The 16,732-nt window shown below is 66.5% G+C and carries 14 protein-coding genes; 13 read left to right on the forward strand and 1 reads right to left on the reverse strand.

What is annotated here, in order from left to right; all coding sequences use genetic code 11:
- Window positions 1-330 precede the first annotated feature (330 nt).
- From ACIGJG_RS29025 to ACIGJG_RS29050, 6 genes are all read left to right on the forward strand, one after another.
- A complete protein-coding gene (locus tag ACIGJG_RS29025) occupies window positions 331-1,491 on the forward strand; it encodes an efflux RND transporter periplasmic adaptor subunit (RefSeq protein WP_483673566.1) in 1,161 nt (386 codons plus the stop codon).
- A gap of 27 nt (window positions 1,492-1,518) precedes the next feature.
- Window positions 1,519-4,671: an efflux RND transporter permease subunit gene (locus ACIGJG_RS29030; protein ID WP_483673567.1), complete on the forward strand. Its 3,153-nt coding sequence runs from the start codon at window positions 1,519-1,521 to the stop codon at window positions 4,669-4,671.
- Window positions 4,668-6,137, forward strand: a complete 1,470-nt coding sequence (adeC, locus tag ACIGJG_RS29035) for an AdeC/AdeK/OprM family multidrug efflux complex outer membrane factor (protein ID WP_483673568.1) — start codon at window positions 4,668-4,670, stop codon at window positions 6,135-6,137. Before ACIGJG_RS29030 ends, adeC begins: the two co-directional genes overlap by 4 nt.
- A gap of 132 nt (window positions 6,138-6,269) precedes the next feature.
- Complete coding sequence (locus ACIGJG_RS29040) at window positions 6,270-6,611, forward strand: cupin domain-containing protein (RefSeq protein WP_011300209.1); 342 nt, start codon at window positions 6,270-6,272, stop codon at window positions 6,609-6,611.
- A gap of 345 nt (window positions 6,612-6,956) precedes the next feature.
- Window positions 6,957-7,652 carry a 6-phosphogluconolactonase gene (gene pgl / locus ACIGJG_RS29045; protein WP_011300208.1) on the forward strand — a complete coding sequence of 232 codons (696 nt, stop codon included), beginning with the start codon at window positions 6,957-6,959 and terminating at the stop codon, window positions 7,650-7,652.
- 200 nt (window positions 7,653-7,852) lie between these two features.
- Window positions 7,853-8,356 (forward strand): hypothetical protein, encoded by a 504-nt coding sequence (locus ACIGJG_RS29050; RefSeq protein WP_235679790.1) that lies wholly within the window; start codon window positions 7,853-7,855, stop codon window positions 8,354-8,356.
- A 73-nt stretch (window positions 8,357-8,429) separates the two neighbouring features.
- Here ACIGJG_RS29050 and ACIGJG_RS29055 read toward each other — a convergent pair whose 3' ends face one another.
- Complete coding sequence (locus ACIGJG_RS29055; protein ID WP_011300206.1) at window positions 8,430-9,338, reverse strand: LysR family transcriptional regulator; 909 nt, start codon at window positions 9,336-9,338, stop codon at window positions 8,430-8,432.
- A 180-nt stretch (window positions 9,339-9,518) separates the two neighbouring features.
- Here ACIGJG_RS29055 and ACIGJG_RS29060 point away from each other — a divergent pair, with 180 nt between their 5' ends.
- The 7 genes from ACIGJG_RS29060 to mauD all read left to right on the forward strand — a co-directional run bounded on the left by ACIGJG_RS29060 (window position 9,519) and on the right by mauD (window position 16,715).
- Window positions 9,519-11,531: an FUSC family protein gene (locus ACIGJG_RS29060; RefSeq protein ID WP_041680172.1), complete on the forward strand. Its 2,013-nt coding sequence runs from the start codon at window positions 9,519-9,521 to the stop codon at window positions 11,529-11,531.
- Window positions 11,521-11,730: a DUF1656 domain-containing protein gene (locus tag ACIGJG_RS29065; protein ID WP_041680171.1), complete on the forward strand. Its 210-nt coding sequence runs from the start codon at window positions 11,521-11,523 to the stop codon at window positions 11,728-11,730. The genes ACIGJG_RS29060 and ACIGJG_RS29065 overlap by 11 nt, the downstream gene beginning before the upstream one ends.
- Window positions 11,727-12,611 carry an efflux RND transporter periplasmic adaptor subunit gene (locus ACIGJG_RS29070; RefSeq protein WP_140950393.1) on the forward strand — a complete coding sequence of 295 codons (885 nt, stop codon included), beginning with the start codon at window positions 11,727-11,729 and terminating at the stop codon, window positions 12,609-12,611. The genes ACIGJG_RS29065 and ACIGJG_RS29070 overlap by 4 nt, the downstream gene beginning before the upstream one ends.
- A gap of 23 nt (window positions 12,612-12,634) precedes the next feature.
- On the forward strand, window positions 12,635-14,161 hold the full coding sequence (locus ACIGJG_RS29075; RefSeq protein ID WP_049796487.1) for an efflux transporter outer membrane subunit: 1,527 nt from the start codon (window positions 12,635-12,637) through the stop codon (window positions 14,159-14,161).
- Between the two features lie 166 nt (window positions 14,162-14,327).
- Window positions 14,328-15,533 (forward strand): amine dehydrogenase large subunit, encoded by a 1,206-nt coding sequence (locus ACIGJG_RS29080; RefSeq protein WP_483673569.1) that lies wholly within the window; start codon window positions 14,328-14,330, stop codon window positions 15,531-15,533.
- Window positions 15,530-16,093 carry a MauE/DoxX family redox-associated membrane protein gene (locus ACIGJG_RS29085; protein ID WP_483673570.1) on the forward strand — a complete coding sequence of 188 codons (564 nt, stop codon included), beginning with the start codon at window positions 15,530-15,532 and terminating at the stop codon, window positions 16,091-16,093. The genes ACIGJG_RS29080 and ACIGJG_RS29085 overlap by 4 nt, the downstream gene beginning before the upstream one ends.
- A gap of 34 nt (window positions 16,094-16,127) precedes the next feature.
- Window positions 16,128-16,715: a methylamine dehydrogenase accessory protein MauD gene (gene mauD, locus ACIGJG_RS29090; protein ID WP_140950395.1), complete on the forward strand. Its 588-nt coding sequence runs from the start codon at window positions 16,128-16,130 to the stop codon at window positions 16,713-16,715.
- Window positions 16,716-16,732 lie beyond the last annotated feature (17 nt).

The raw sequence follows: 16,732 nt of genomic DNA on the forward strand, positions 1-16,732 counted from the left end.
GTGGATTGTCACAGCTTGCGCTCCGCGGCAACACCCCCGGATGGGTGAAATGCAGGGTCCAGATCGCTGGGAAAGTTGCCCGCAAGCCTACGATGAAAGATTCTGAAATATTGAAAGCTGATAATCGCCCGGAACGTTTTCGTGAGTCGGGATAGACTTCTCGGCTACGCCGGGCAACTTCCGGGGCGTCCGCACGTCCTGGCATGCCGCCACAGCCGGCGGCGAGGCGTCGGGCATGGCATTTGCTACGCCTCGCTATCCGGCTCCGGACGGTCGTCGTGACTGACCGCCGAACACTTGATTCGCTTGATTTTTTCGCAGGAACTCGCAATGCAACGATCACGCGGCTGCCGCGCCTGGGGTCCGGTTACGCTGGCCATCGCCCTGTCCACGCTCGCCGGATGCGGCGGAAAAAAAGAAGCCGCCGCCCCGCTCCCGCCCCAGGTCAGCGTGGTCACGCTGAAGACCGAAGCAGTCACGCTGGATACCTCGCTTCCCGGCCGCACCACGGCCTACCGCATTGCCGAAGTCCGGCCCCAGGTGGATGGCATTATCCTGCGGCGGCTGTTCAAGGAAGGCAGCGACGTGACCCAGGGCCAGCAGCTCTATCAGATCGACCCGTCTACCTACGATGCGACCTACAAGAGCGCCAGGGCAACGATGGAGTCATCGCGGCTGCTGGCGCAGCGCTACGGACGCCTGGTTGGCGACGAAGCGGTCAGCAAGCAGCAGTATGACGAGGCCAAGGCCGCGTGGCAGCAGGCCCAGGCGACGCTGGACCGGGCCGAGATCAACCTGCGCTACACCAAGGTGCTGGCGCCCATTTCCGGGCGGATCGGCCGTTCCAGCGTGACCGAAGGCGCGCTGGTTACCAACGGGCAGGCGGCGGCGCTCGCCGTTGTGCAGCAGCTCGATCCGATCTACGTCGATGTGACGCAGCCTTCCGCCTCGCTGCTCCGGCTGCGGCGCGAACTCGCCAACGGCGCGTTGCAGAGCGCCGGCACCAATGCGGCGCAGGTCAACCTGGTACTCGAAGACGGCACGAAATACCCCGAGACCGGCCGGCTGGAGTTCTCCGAGGTCGCGGTGGACCAGGGCACCGGCTCGGTCACGCTGCGCGCCGTGTTCCCCAACCCGCGCCACGAGTTGCTGCCCGGCATGTTCGTCCACGCGCGCCTGCGCGAAGGCGTGAAGACCGACGGCCTGCTGGTGCCCCAGCAAGGCGTTACGCGTGACCTCAAGGGCCAGGCCACGGCGCTGGTGGTCAACGCGAAGGACGAGGTCGAACTGCGCCAGATCCGCACCGACCGCGCCATCGGCGACAAATGGCTGGTGGCGGACGGCCTCAAGGCCGGCGACCGTGTGATCGTCGAAGGCGTGCAGTTCGTCAAGCCCGGCGCGAAGGTCCGCGTCGCCCAGGCAGACAGCGGCACAGGCAACCCGCCCGCGGCCGCCGCCGGCGCATCCGCCGCGGTCGCGGCCAAGCCCTGAGCGCGTTACGAGGGCGAGGGAGTATTCATGTCCAATTTCTTTATCGATCGCCCTATCTTCGCGTGGGTGATCGCGCTGGTCATCATGCTGGCCGGCGTGCTGTCGATCCGCTCGCTGCCAATCAGCCAGTACCCGGCCATTGCGCCGCCAACCATCGCCATCTCGGTCAACTATCCGGGCGCTTCGGCCGAGACCGTGCAGGACACGGTGGTCCAGGTCATCGAGCAGCAGCTCAACGGCCTGGACCGGCTGCGCTACATCTCGTCGGAAAGCAACGCCGACGGCAGCATGACCATCACGGTCACGTTCGAACAGGGCACCAACCCGGATATCGCGCAGGTGCAGGTGCAGAACAAGCTTGCGCTCGCGCAGCCACTGCTGCCGCAGGAAGTGCAGCAGCAAGGTATCCGCGTGACCAAGTCGGTGCGCAACTTCCTGCTGATCGTGGGCCTGATTTCCACCGACCCCAAGGTCACACGGGAAGACCTGTCGAACTACATCGTCTCGAACATCCAGGATCCGCTGTCGCGAACCTACGGCGTCGGCGACTTCCAGGTGTTCGGTTCGCAGTACGCCATGCGCGTGTGGATCGACCCCGCCAAGCTCAACAGCTACCAGCTCACGCCGCTCGATGTCAGCAACGCGATCAAGGCGCAGAACGTGCAGGTCGCTTCCGGCCAGCTTGGCGGGCTGCCGGCCGTTCAGGGCCAGCAGCTCAATGCGAGCGTGATCGGCAAGACCCGCCTGCAGACCAGCGAGCAGTTCGGCAACATCCTGCTCAAGGTGAACCCGGACGGCTCGCAGGTGCGGCTGAAGGACGTGGCCGAGGTGGGCCTGGGCGGCCAGGACTACAACATCAACGCGCAGTACAACGGCCAGCCCGCTTCCGGTATTGCCGTGCGTCTGGCGGCCGGCGCCAACGCGCTGGAAACGGTGCGCGCGATCCGCAAGACGCTCGACACGCTGGAGCCGTTCTTCCCGGCCGGCATGAAGGTCGTCTACCCGTATGACACCTCGCCGGTGATCTCGGGCTCGATCCACGAGGTCGTGAAGACGCTGATGGAAGCCATCGTGCTGGTGTTCCTGGTGATGTACCTGTTCCTGCAGAACTTCCGCGCCACGCTGATCCCGACGATCGCCGTGCCCGTGGTGCTGCTGGGCACGTTCGGCGTGCTGGCCGCGTTCGGGTACACCATCAATACGCTGACCATGTTCGGCATGGTGCTGGCTATCGGCCTGCTCGTCGATGACGCAATCGTCGTGGTGGAAAACGTCGAGCGCGTGATGGCCGAGGAAGGCTTGCCACCCAAGGAGGCGGCGCGGCGGTCTATGGGCCAGATCCAGGGCGCGCTGGTCGGCATCGCCATGGTGCTGTCGGCCGTGTTCCTGCCGATGGCGTTCTTCGGTGGCTCCACGGGCGTGATCTACCGGCAGTTCTCGATCACCATCGTGTCGTCGATGGTGCTGTCGGTGCTGGTCGCGCTGATCCTGACGCCGGCCCTTTGCGCGACCATGCTGCAACCCATCGAAAAGGGCGACCATGGCGAGAACAAGGGCGGCTTCTTCGGCTGGTTCAACCGCAAGTTCATCTCCACCACGCAGGGCTATGAGCGCGGCGTATCGACGATCCTGAAGCGCCGCCTGCCGTTCGTGCTGATCTACGTGGCAATCCTCGTGGCGATGGGCTTCCTGTTCACGCGCATTCCCACGTCCTTCCTGCCCGAAGAAGACCAGGGCGTGCTCTACGCACAGGTGCAGACACCGGCCGGCGCCACCGCCGAGCGCACGCAGAAAGTCTTGGTCCAGATGCGTGAATACCTGCTGAAGGAGGAAGGCGGCGTGGTGGACTCGCTGTTTACCGTCAACGGCTTCAACTTTGCGGGCCGCGGCCAGAACTCGGGGCTCGCCTTCATCCTGCTCAAGCCGTGGGAAGAACGCACCGGCGACAACACCAGCGTGTTCGACCTGGCGGCGCGCGCACAGCGCAAGTTCGCGAGCTTCCGCGACTCGATGTCATTCGCGTTCGCCCCCCCTGCCGTGCAGGAACTGGGCAACGCCACGGGCTTCGACCTGTACCTGCAGGATCAGGCCGGCATCGGCCACCAGGCCCTGATGAACGCGCGCGACAAGTTCCTCGCGCTCGCGTCGAAGAGTCCGGTACTGCAGCGTGTGCGCCCCAACGGGCTCAATGACCAGCCGCAGTACCAGCTGGTGATCGACGATGAAAAGGCGCGCGCGCTCGGCCTCTCGCTGGCCGACATCAACAGCACGGTGACGATCGCGTGGGGGTCGAGCTATGTGAACGACTTCATCGACCGCGGCCGCGTCAAGCGCGTCTACGTGCAGGGCCGCCCCGATTCCCGTATGAACCCCGACGACGTGGATAAATGGTTCGTACGCAACGACAAGGGAGACATGGTGCCGTTCTCCGCGTTTGCCGAGGGCAAGTGGGGCTTCGGCTCGCCGAAGCTGCAGCGCTACAACGGCGTGCCGGCCGTGGAGGTACTGGGCGAACCCGCTGCCGGCCGCAGCTCCGGCGAAGCCATGAAGGCAATCGAGGAGATCATGAAGCAGATGCCGGCCGGCGTGGGCTATGCATGGACCGGACTCTCGTATGAAGAGCGGCTGTCGGGTTCGCAGGCGCCGGCGCTCTATGCGCTGTCACTGCTGGTGGTGTTTCTGTGCCTGGCTGCACTTTATGAAAGCTGGTCGATCCCGTTCTCGGTGATGCTCGTGGTGCCGCTCGGCGTGATTGGCGCCCTGCTCGCCACCATGGCACGCGGCCTGTCCAACGACGTGTTCTTCCAGGTCGGCCTCCTGACCACCATCGGCCTGTCGGCCAAGAACGCCATCCTGATCGTGGAGTTCGCCAAGAGCCAGTACGAGCACGGCAAAAGCCTCGTCGACGCCGCCATCGAGGCGTGCCGCATGCGTTTGCGCCCGATCGTGATGACCTCGCTCGCGTTCATGCTCGGCGTGTTCCCGCTGGCGATCTCCACCGGCGCCGGCGCGGGTAGCCAGCATGCCATCGGCACTGGCGTGATCGGCGGCATGATCACCGCGACGGTGCTCGCGATCTTCTGGGTGCCGTTGTTCTTTGTCGCCGTCAATTCGCTGTTCGCACGCAAACGCAAGCCGAGCCAGCCTGACACCCCCGCGGAAAAAGGCGCGCTGCAATGAAGAAGACTTTGACCTGTGCTGCCGCCGTCGCCCTGCTGGCCGGCTGCAGCTTGATTCCCTCCTATGAACAGCCGTCGCTGCCAGTGGCGCAAGCCTACCCGCAAGGCGCCGCGTATCCGACTGCCGATGCCGCCGCCGGCGCACAGCAGATGCGTGCGACCGATCTTGGCTGGCGCGATTTCTTTGCCGACGCGCGGCTGCGCCGCCTGATCGAAGTCGCACTCGACAACAACCGCGACCTGCGCGTGGCGGCACTGAACGTCGAAGCATTCCGTGCGCAATACCAGATCGAACGGGCCGACCTGTTCCCCGCGATCGGCGTGGCCGCGCAGGAAACGCGCCAGCGCATTCCCGCGGACCTGTCCACCACCGGGCGGCGCATCATCGCGAGCCAGTATGGCGTGTCGCTCGGCACGACCGCATGGGAGCTTGACCTGTTCGGCCGTATCCGCAGCCTCAGCGAAGCGGCACTGGAGCAATATTTCGCAAGCGACGAAACCCGGCGCAGTGCTCAGATCGCGCTGGTGGCCAGCGTGGCCAACGCCTACCTGGCACTGCTCGCCGACGACGCGCAGCTCACGCTCACGCGCAGGACGCTGGCGAACTACGAACGCAGCTATGGCCTGACGCGCCGCAGCTACGAGGAAGGCATTGCCTCGCGTCTGGACCTGCGGCAGTCGCAGACCGCCGTGGAAAACGCGCGTGCCAGCCTGGCGCGCTACACGCGCCTGGTCGCGCAGGACGAGAATGCGCTGGTGCTGTTGCTGGGCACCGGCATGCCGGACGACCTGCCGGCGCCGTTGCCGCTCGACCAGAAGCTGACGGCGGACGTGCCTGCCGGATTGCCATCCGACCTGCTGCAGAACCGTCCCGACGTGCTTGCAGCCGAACACCGCCTGCGCTCGGCCAACGCCAATATCGGCGCGGCACGCGCGGCGTTTTTCCCGCGCATCGCCCTGACGGCTTCGGCGGGCACGGCCAGCAATGAACTGTCCGGCCTGTTCAAGGCCGGATCGGGCACCTGGCTGTTCCAGCCGCAGATCAGCCTGCCGCTGTTCACGGCCGGCAGCCTGCGCGCGAGCCTCGACTACGCAAAGATCCAGAAGGACATCAACGTCGCGCAGTACGAGCGCACGATCCAGACAGCCTTCCGCGAAGTTTCCGACGGCCTCGCCGCGCGCGGCACGTATACGAGCCAACTCGAAGCGCAGGTGCGTTTTGTCGAAGCGGCGCAGGATGCCTACAACCTCGCAGACCGTCGCTACCGCACCGGCGTGGACAGCTACCTGGCGGTGCTGGATGCGCAGCGCTCGCTGTACAACGCCCAGCAGCTCCTGATCGTCGCACGACAGGAACAGCTGACCAGCGAGGTCAATCTCTACAAGGCCCTCGGCGGCGGCTGGCATGACCAGACCGGCCCTGCTGCCGACACCGGCGGCCAGCCGGCGCCCGCGCCCGCGTCCTGATCCCCGGCGGGCCCAGCCGGCGCAAAGTTGGCTGGCCATTGTTGCGCGGGTCCGGCGGGACCTTCATGGCTCCTACAATGACGAGGTCGCATGTCATTCCCGCCAGATAACGCCGCAACAAGGAGTCCCGCCATGTCCCTGCCCCACCTGTCTTCCGGCGAAGTCGCCAGCGTGCTGCCGCTCGGCAAGCAACTCACGCAGACTCCGAGTGCCGCACTGTTCAAGGAACACCGGCTGGAAGTGATGCGCATGGTACTGCCGGCGGGCAAGCAGGTCGGATCGCATTCCGTCGCCGGTCCATCGACCATCCAGTGCCTGGAAGGCGAAGTGGAGATCGGCGTGGACGGTGCCCAGCGGCGCCTGCATCAGGGGGACCTGCTCTACCTTGGGGCCGGCGCGGCACATGATGTCAACGCCATCACCAACACGTCGTTGCTGGTGACCGTCGTGCTGGTCGACCGCGGCGGTTCCTGAGCCGCTTTTCGCGCCGCAACAGCGCGCTACACCGCTCGTCGACGCTTCCTTCGTTGCGCATGAGCGTGAATTGTGAAGCCGTCTGCATGCTGCGGCAGTACGGAGTGGACTCGGCGCACCTTCGCGAACGTGTCAGTGCATGCCCGATTGTGCAGCGCACCGTTTGGCACCTAGAATCGATTCATCCGACAAGCGCTGTGCCCGGCAAATCGCCAAACCAGCCAAAAGCGCGACCCGAAACGTGGACCGGAATACCGGCATGAGCATGCCGTCCGGCCGCACGCGAGCCAGGCGTTGCACCCCGCCGTGGATCGCCTTGCCGCCACCTGCAGGGAGGAAGAGCCAATGCGCCAAATCGAACTGAACGATGCCTGCGCGCACGCCGATGCCATGGCGCGCGCCGTGGCGTGCGAGCTGGAACGCACGCTGGCCAGCAAGGAGGAAGCTTGCCTGGCCATCTCGGGGGACCGTTTGCCGCTGCCGCTGTTCGCGGCATTGCAACAGCGCCCCTTGCCATGGGATCGCATCAGCGTCATGCTCGTTGACGAGCGCATGGTCCCCATCGATCACACAGACAGCAATGCACGGCTCGTCTGCGACGTGCTGTTGCGCCAGGCCGCTTCGCGCGCGACGTTCCAGCCGCCCGTGCCGACGTTCTGTACGGAGATCGAAGAGATCGACACTTCGGCCGTCGTGGCCGAACTGAACCGCAATTACCGCCAGCCTGACGTGGTCGTGCTCGGCATGGGCGACGATGGCCATACCGCGTCGCTGTTTGCGGATGCGCCCGAACTGTCCGTAGGCCTGTCGCTGAACGAGCCCCCGGGCTACCTCGCCATGAGCCCGCGCGCGGCACCGCACCGCCGCGTCAGCCTGAACCTGCGTGCGTTGCTGGGCGCGCGGCGTGTGCTGCTGAGCTTCAGCGGGCCGTGGAAGAAACAGGTATTCGATGCCGCCACCATGGAGCCCACGCCGATGCTGCCGGTCAGCTACCTGCTGCACCAGGACAGCACGCCCGTGGATGTCTACTGGACCCAATAGGCGTCTCGTTCTGGCACCCTGATTCCCGCAATGCAAATACAGGCCTTGTTGCGCCGTAGGACAACGCCTGACAACAATCGGCACCGCCGCGCGCTACAGTGGGCAACGCGTGTTACCAGATGTTTCTCCCTGCGTTGCGGTCTTTCATGCCTTTCCCCTGCCTCCCTCTCGATAAACGGCGGGCATCATGCCTGCTCGCCGTGCTGCTCCTCACGACATCTACGGCCGGTTTTGCCGCACCTACGCTTTCCGGCCTGGCCAGCCTGCTGCTGGGCACCGTACGTGGCAAGCCAAGCGGGATGGCAGGCGTCACGCGGCTGACCGCGCGCGATGCCGAACGCCAGCTCGGCCTGGCGTGCGCGGAGCTGGCGCGAGCCACTCCGATCGCGCTCGATAGTTCAACCCGCCTGACCGGCTGCGCCACGCGGCCCGGCAAGATTGTGGAGTTTCACCTGCAGGTGACCGGCGTCGAACCGAAGCGCGAGGACACCAAGGCCTTCATGGTGTCGGCCCGCCCGATCCTGGAGCGCGGCGTTTGCCGCAACCCGGATGTCCCTGTGCTGGGCAAGCTTGGCGTGACGCTGGACTACCGCTATGCGGCGGGACAGGAGCCGCTGGTCGTGCTGCACATCCCGCCCGGAAGATGCGACACGTCGGGCGCATCGAGCGCCACGTCCCTCTATCCTTCACCAGAAGTCCGATAGGACGATCACCGCCCACCATTGCTGTGCTCGCCAGCAATTCGGCCTGCCCCAAGCCCACCGGGACAAGACAGGTTCACGCCGACAGCGTCTTCCCGCCCAGTACTTCGTCGCAGACCGCGAGCCATGCCCGCGCCGCGTGCGAAAGATAGCGGCCCGGCAGCCAGGTATGCGCCAGTGCCCAGTCCATCGCCGGCTCCGTCAGCCGCGCCACCGCAAGGTTGTCGCGGTCCTGCAACCGTGCCAGGAAGGGCTGAGGCAGGAACGTCGTACCGAGCCCGGCAGCCGCCATTGACGCCAGGAAATCCCAGTGGCCGCTTTGCGCGACCACGCGCGGCTCCATGCGCGCCTCCAGGAACGCCAGGCGCAGCTTGTGCGTGAGCGAGAACGCGTCAGTCAGCAACACCAGCGGTTCATCGCGCAGCGCCGCCAGGCTGACGGTCTTGCCGCGCGCCCAGGCCGCCTTGCGCGGCCCCACTGCCCAGATCGGATAGTTGGCGAACGGCTGGGTGGCCAGTTCCACGCCGTCGTCCACCGGCAGCACCGTGGCACCCACCTCCAGTTCGCCGCTGGCCACCATCTGTTCGACCAGATGGCCGCCATGCTCGGCCAGATGCAGTTCGAGATTCGGATAGCGTTTGCGGAATGCGCTGACCGCGGGCGAAAAGAACAGGTTGACCATGGGCGGAATGCCGACGGTCAACTGTCCGCGTCCCAGCGATGACAGATCCGCCACCTCCAGCGTGAGCCGGTGCACAACGCCGAGCGCTTCCTGGCCGCGCTCATACACCACACGGCCCACGTCGGTCAGTCGCACCGTCTTGCCTTCGCGGATCAGCAGCGGCTGCCCGACCTCGTCCTCCAGCTGGCGAACCATCTTGCTGATAGTCGATTGCGTGACGAATAGCGACGTGGCCGCCTGCGTAAAACTCCTCAGTCGCGCAGTTTCGACAAAGTAGCGTAGCGCGCGGATATCAATAGGCATGACGGTGTCTGCACTTCCATGAAAATATTGAATGATTCCAGGAATTTTAAATCATGATTGGAATGGCCGCCATTTGACTACACTTCGCTTCCACGCTCCGCTTGCGCCTGCGTCCGGCAACAGGGCCGTACCAGGCGGCGCACGATGCGCCCCCAAACCAGAACACTAAAACTCGATCTCATGGCCATGCGGCCGAATGCAAGACAGTGGCTGTTTTCGCTGAAAGCATTCCTGGCCGCCATGCTCGCGCTCTATATCGCGCTTGCGCTCGGCCTGCCGCGGCCGTACTGGGCCATGGCGACGGTGTACTTCGTCTCGCATCCGCTGACAGGCGCCACGCGTTCCAAGGCCGCGTATCGCGTCGCCGGCACCGTGCTGGGCGCCGCCGCCGCCGTGGCGACCGTGCCGCTGCTGATCAACATGCCCATCGTGCTGATGGGCGCCATCTCGCTGTGGATCGTCGCGCTGGTCTACCTGTCACTGCTGCAGCGCTCGCCGCGCGCGTATGTGTTTCTGCTGGCGGCGTACACGCTGCCGATCGTGGCGCTGCCGGCGGTGGACCAGCCCGCGCAGATCTTCGACCTGGCCGTCGCGCGCATCGAAGAAATCGTCATCGGCATTGTCTGCGCGGGCCTGGTCGGGTCGATCATCCTGCCGGCCAAGGTCGCTCCGGCCCTGCGCGCACGCGCCGCGAGCTGGCTGGCGGATGCCGCGGCATGGGCTGACGACATCCTCTGCGCGAATCCTCGGGCCGACGCAGGGCGCCATCGCCTCGCCGCCGACATCCTCGCGTTGGATCAATTGATCGCCCAGCTTTCGTACGACACCGAAAGCGCCGGTTCCTTGCGCCATGCGCGCGCCTTGCGGGCACGCATGACTACGCTGATGCCGTTGCTGTCCGCGCTGTCTGCGGTGCTGCAGGCGCTACGCATGCATCCGGCCGGCGTGCCGGCACCGCTCGCGCAGGCGTTGTCGGCGCTCTCGCAATGGCTGCGCGGTGGCCTGGCTGGCTCGCCGCCGCATGCGGATCGCCATGCGCTCGCCAGCGCCGCCGCAGACAGCTGGCACGCGCAGTTGCTCACGGCGGCAAGCAGCCAGCTCACGCAACTGGCCGCGTTGTGCAGCGACAGCGCAGCGCTCCAGCATGGCATCGGCGACCGGCCCGACCAGCCGCTTCCGAAACTGAGCGATTCCCCCGCCGCCGCAACCATGCCGGCAAGGGGTGCCCTGCATCACGACCACGGCATGCTGCTGTTCGGTGCCGCGTCCACCGGGCTGGCGGTGTTCTGCGCCGGACTGCTGTGGATCTTCTCGGGCTGGACAGACGGCGCCGGGCCGGTGGCAGTGTCCTCCATCGCATGCTGCTTCTTCGCGACCATCGACGAGCCGCGGCCGGTCGCGCGATCTTTCCTGCGCTGGAGCGCGGTCTGCTTCGTCGTGGCCTCGTTCTACCTGTTCCTGGTGGTACCGCATGCGCAGAACTTCGAGGCGCTCGCTGGCATGCTGGCCGTGCCCTACCTTGGCATCGGCATGCTGATCACACGGCCCGGCTTCAACCTGATTGCCATGCTGCTGTCGGTGAACACGGCATCGTTCGCCAATATCCAGAGCGTCTACGACGCCAATTTCCTTGGCACGTTCAACGGCAGCCTTGCCAATGCCGCGGCCATGCTGTTCGCACCGTTGTGGGCGCTGGCCACGCGTCCGTTCGGCGCAAGCGTGGCCGCGCGCCGGCTGATCCGCGCTAGCTGGCAGGACCTGGCCGGCGCCGCCGCATGGCCGGGTGCGGACCATGACGCGAAGCTTGGCGCGCGCATGCTGGATCGCCTCGGCCAGTTGGTGCCACGGCTTGGCGCCGTGCGCGCCGGCCCGGATGGCTTCAGCGAACTGCATGTTGGATTCTGCGCACTGGCGCTGCGGCGCGCGCTGCCGTCGTTACCCACCGTCGCACGGCGGCCCGTCCGGCGTGTGCTGGCACTGGTGGCGCGCCACTACCGTGCACGCCTGCGCAGCGGCCATGCCGCAGCGCCGTCCCCCGAATTGCCCGCTTGCATCGACTTGGCTATCGCCCAGATCGCCGCGCTGCCGGGGCATCGGGACGAGGCGATTGCCGCGCTCGTCGTACTGCGTGTCACGCTGCACGAGCCACACGTCCCCGGCGTACCGGATACAGGAGCCGGCGTTGAACACTGAAATCGACCTTTACGGCGTGTTCGTGCCTGCTCTGCTGGTGCTGATGCTTGCAGCGTTCGCGGCCACCACATGCGTGCGCGTGCTGCTCGCGCGGCTCGGGTTCTACCGGCACGTGTGGCATCGCTCCCTCTTCAATCTCTGCCTCTATGTGATCGTCCTGGGCGGCGTCGTCGCCCTCGGTCTGAGGCTGCCGACATGACGTTCAGATTCCGCCCCCTCTTTCGGCTGTTGCCCACGCTGCTGGCACTGCTCGCCGCTGTCCTGGTGCTGCGGCACCTGTGGGATTACTACACGGCCGCGCCGTGGACGCGCGACGGCCACGTGCGCGCCGATATCGTCCAGATCGCACCGGACGTCTCCGGCCTGGTGACGCGCGTGCTCGTGCACGACAACCAGCAAGTGCGGCGCGGCCAAGTGCTGTTCGAGATCGACCGCGACCGCTACGCGCTGGCCCTGCAGCAGGCGACAGCGAATGCCGCGGCATTGCGCGCGACACTGACGCAGGCAAGGCGCGAATCCGCGCGCAACCGCTCGCTCGACGGGCTGGTCGCTGGCGAAGTGGCCGAACAGAGCCGCGCCCGCGTCGAACAGGCCGAAGCCGCACTGGCACAGGCCGACGCCACCGTACGCCTTGCGCGCCTGAACCTGGAGCGCACCAGCGTGCTCAGCCCCGCCGACGGCTATCTCAATGACCGCCTGCCGCGGCTGGGCGACTACGTTTCCACCGGACGGCCCGTGCTGTCCATGGTCGATTCCGCGTCGTTCCATGTGGAAGGCTATTTCGAGGAAACCAAGCTGCACCGCATCCACATCGGCAGCCCGGTCGACGTACATATCATGGGCGAGCCACACCATCTGCGCGGCCACGTGCAGAGCATCGCCGCCGGCATCGAGGACCGGGACCGCAGCGCCGGCTCCAACCTGCTGCCGAACGTAAACCCGACGTTCAACTGGGTGCGGTTGGCGCAGCGCGTGCCCGTGCGCATCACGTTTGATGCGGTCCCGCCGGAGGTGCGACTGGTTTCGGGACGCACGGCCACAGTGTCCGTGCAGCAGCCAGTCGCGGAGCGCAAGCCGTGAGGATATGGCTATGGATATGGCTAATGCCACTGGTGCCGGCCTTGTTCGCGTGCACCACAGTCGGACCGGATTACCACTTACCGGACACCGCCGCCGTACGCGCCCCGGAAGCCAACGGGAAGCTGCTGGGCAGTGCGAATCCCGCTGTATCGATCGGCCCGGTCCCCGATGCGTGGTGGCAACTCTACAACGATCCCCGGCTCGACCGCCTGGTCCGCGAGGCGCTCGCGGCCAACACGGATATCCGCGTGGCATCGGCCAACCTGCGCCGGGCCACGGCTGCGTTGCACGAGGTAGAGGCGGAGAACCTGCCGCAAGGCGGCATCAGCGCGAGCGTCTCCCGCGCCCAGTTGTCGGGCCAGAGCTACCTGCAGACGACCAAGCCGCCGGTGTTCAACCTCGGGGACTTCGGGCCCGGCGTGTCCTACCTGATCGACTTCTTCGGCAAGCTTGCGCGGGCCGATGAAGCGGCGCTGGCGAACATGCAGGCCAGCGAAGCAGCCCTCGACGCCGCCCGCGTTGGCGTGGCGGCCCAGACGGTGCGCGCCTACGTGCAAGGCTGCGCGGCCAGCCATGAACTGGAAGTGGCCCGGCACCAGATTGCGCTGCAGGAACGTGCGGTCGATGCCACGCGCAGACTCGCATCTGCCGGCCGGGCCGAACCCACGGACACCGTGCGCGCCCAGGCGCGTGTGGAGGCCTTGCGCGCCGCGCTGCCCCCGCTGGCAGCCGCGCGCGAAGCCGCCGGGTTCCGACTGGCGCTGGTGCTCGGCAAGCCGCCGGCAGCCCTGCCAGCAGAGGACATCGAATGCCACGAGGAACCGCCGCTGACACAACCGCTGCCGGTTGGCGACGGCGCCGCGCTACTCAAGCGCCGGCCCGACATCCGGCAAGCCGAACGCGAACTGGCCGCTGCCACCGCGAAGATCGGGGTGGCCACGGCCGACCTGTATCCAAGCATCCGGATCGGCGCGTCGGCCGGGCTGACCGGCTTGCTGAGCGACCTGGGCAGTGGGCCTACGGTCCGCTGGAGCATTGGCCCGATGCTGAGCTGGAATTTCCCCACCAATGGCGTGCGCCCGCGCATTGCACGCATGGAAGCCGGTGCAGATGCCGCGCTCGCGCATTTTGATGGTGTGGTATTGCGAGCATTGCAGGAGACCGAAACCGCACTCAGCGCCTACGCGCGCGAGCTGGAGCGACAGCACGCGCTGCAGCTCGCGCGCGACCAGGCAGTGGAAGCCGCCCGGCAGGAACGGCGGCGTTACGAGGCTGGACGTACGCCATACCTGGCGCGGCTGGATGCAGAGCGAACGCTGGCCGATGCGGAAGCAGCGCTCGCGGAGTCGGACAGCCTTGTTGCCATGCGTCAGATCGACCTGTTTCTGGCGCTTGGCGGAGGGTGGCAGCAGCCTGAGGGGGCTCCGCGAGCGGAGGAACGCGGCCACGACGCCTCTCTTCCATTGCCAAAATCGGATACTCGCCCGGACGCCGTCGTGCTCCTGCACGGTGCAGCGCCACCCGCAAGGCCCTCTTCGCCCCCCGCCTGAGGCCAAATCTCGCGCCAATTCAGCGCTTTGGCACGGCTTATCCGCGTCCGCAACCTTGGTTCACCCTAGTAATTCCCCCGGTATGACCGTTGCCGATCCTGGCTAACGCCTGAGCGACCGCCATTTCTAGACTAAGGCTCCATTCCAATACAGACAGGAGCCTGTCGTGAACAACGCCAGCAGCGCGCCCAGGCGTGCGCCGCGGGAAGCCGGACGCAGATCCCGGCGCCTGATCCCCCTCTTGCTTGCCGCAGTGCTCGGCGCGGGCGCGGGCGCGGCCGTGGCCGAAGACCTGCCGCCCGAGACACTGACGGTGGCGCCGCTGGCGCCCGCCGACGAGAACCGGCTGTATATCTCCGACGTGGCGTTCCGCCACATGGTCGACGGCCGGCTGCATATCGTGGACGGCAGGAAGATGAAGTACCTGGGCCTGCTGCCCACGGGTTTCGGCGGGCAGTCCGTGCTGTCGCCGGACAAGCGCTCGATCTATGTCGTTTCCACCTACTACCCGCGCCTGACCCGCGGCGAGCGCACGGATGTCGTCAGCATTTACGACGCCGATACGCTGGCCTACCGCAGCGAGATCGTGATCCCGCCGCGGCACGCGCAGTCGCTGAACTACCGCGGCATCATCGCGGTATCGGCGGATGGCCGCTTCCTGTACGTGCAGAACGCCACACCGGCAACATCGGTCAGCATCATCGACCTCCAGGCCGGCAAGTTCGTCGCGGAAACGCAGACGCCCGGCTGCTGGGGCATCTTCCCGACGGCGGCATCGAGCCAGCGCTTTCGTACGCTGTGCAGCGACGGCGCCATGCTGACCGTATCGCACGACGCTCAGGGCCAGCCCACCGGCCAGAAGCGCAGTACGCGCATGTTTGACCCCGACGCCGATCCGGTCTTCCTGCACTCGGAGCGCATCGGCGACACGCTCTACTTCATGTCGTTCAACGGCAACGTGTACACGGCTGACCTGTCAGCCGACGCGCCGGCATTCGGCAAGCCGTGGCCCATCCTCTCCGCCGCCGATGCCAGGGGCGGCTGGAAGCCGGGCGGCTACCAGCTCTTCACGCTGCACGCGGCCACGCAGAGGCTCTACGTCGGCATGCATCCGCGCAGCCGCGAAGGCTCGCACAAAACCCCGGCCGCCGAGATCTGGACCGTCGACCTTGCCGAGCACAAGCGCGTAGCACGCGCACCAGGGCAGAACGCGCTGGCGCTGACCATCACGCAAAGTAGCCAGCCGGTGCTGTATGCGCTCGATGCCGCCAAGTCGGGCGTGGTCGCGCTGGACCCCGCCCGAAACCTGAAGCAGGTCGCGCGCATGGACAACGTCAGCGAGAACTCCGTGCAAGTGGAGGCGCACCAGTGACAGCCTACGATCTGATCGGCGACCCGGTCGTTACGGCGGCATGTAGCGCAGCCGCAGCCCTGGTACTGCTGCTGTCGGTCGCACCGAAGCTGCGCGAACCGGATCGCTTCCATGGCGCCGTCGATGCATACCGCCTCGTGCCGACTGCGTGGTCGCGCGTTGTGGCGATCGGCTTCATCGGCGCTGAGGTCCTTGCCGTGCTGCTGCTCGCGCTGATGCCGCTGCAGGCGGCTTCGGCTCTCGCGGCGATGGGCGTAACTGGCCTGGCAACGGGCGCCGTGGCCATCAACCTGATCCGCGGCCGGCGCGATATCCGCTGCGGCTGCGGCGGCGCAGACGACAGCATGCCGCTGTCCGCTGGACTGTTGGGGCGCAATGCCGTGCTGCTCGCCGTGCTAAGCATCGCGGCAGCATCTGCCGCAGTCGGCAACGGCCGGGACATGTCGGCGCTCGACTATGCCGCCGCAGGCTTTATCGCTCTCGCCCTGCTGCTCATGTGGCTCGGCGCCACGCAACTGCTCGTCAACGCCGGCCGTGTGCGTGGACCGGTACGAGCCTGAATCCCCTTTTCCTCTCTTTCTTCGTGAGACTGCCATGACTGCACTTGTCATTGCCAATATCGTGCTGTGGATCGCCGTGCTGGCGCTGTTGTTCGGGCTCTACGCCCTTGCCCGCCAGGTCGGCATCCTGTATGAACGCGTCGTCCCGATGGGCGCGCTGATGATCGACGCCGGCCCGCGCGTTGGCCAGCCGCTGCAGCCGTTCGCGCTGCAGGACGTGCGCGGCACCTCCGTCACCGTGGGCGGCCATCAGGCGGCCAGCACGCTGCTGTTCTTCCTGTCGCCGACCTGCCCGGTCTGCAAGAAGCTGCTTCCCGTCCTGAAGTCCATCCGCGCGAGCGAAGGCAACTGGCTGCGCATCGTGCTCGCGTCCGACGGCGAGCAGCCCGAGCATCTGGCCTTCCTGCGCCAGGCCGGCCTGGGCGATTTCGACTACGTGCTGTCGCGCGAACTCGGCATGCATCTGCAGATCGGCAAGCTGCCTTACGCGGTGCTGCTGGACGAGCACGGAACGCTGCGCGCCAAGGGCCTGGTCAACTCCCGCGAACAGCTCGAGAGCCTGTTCACGGCGATGGACCTGAACGTGGCGTCGGTGCAGCAGTTCCTGGAAACGCATGCCTGAGCGGCAAGGAGACACGA

This window comes from Cupriavidus sp. C1SS-2L, assembly GCF_057073735.1.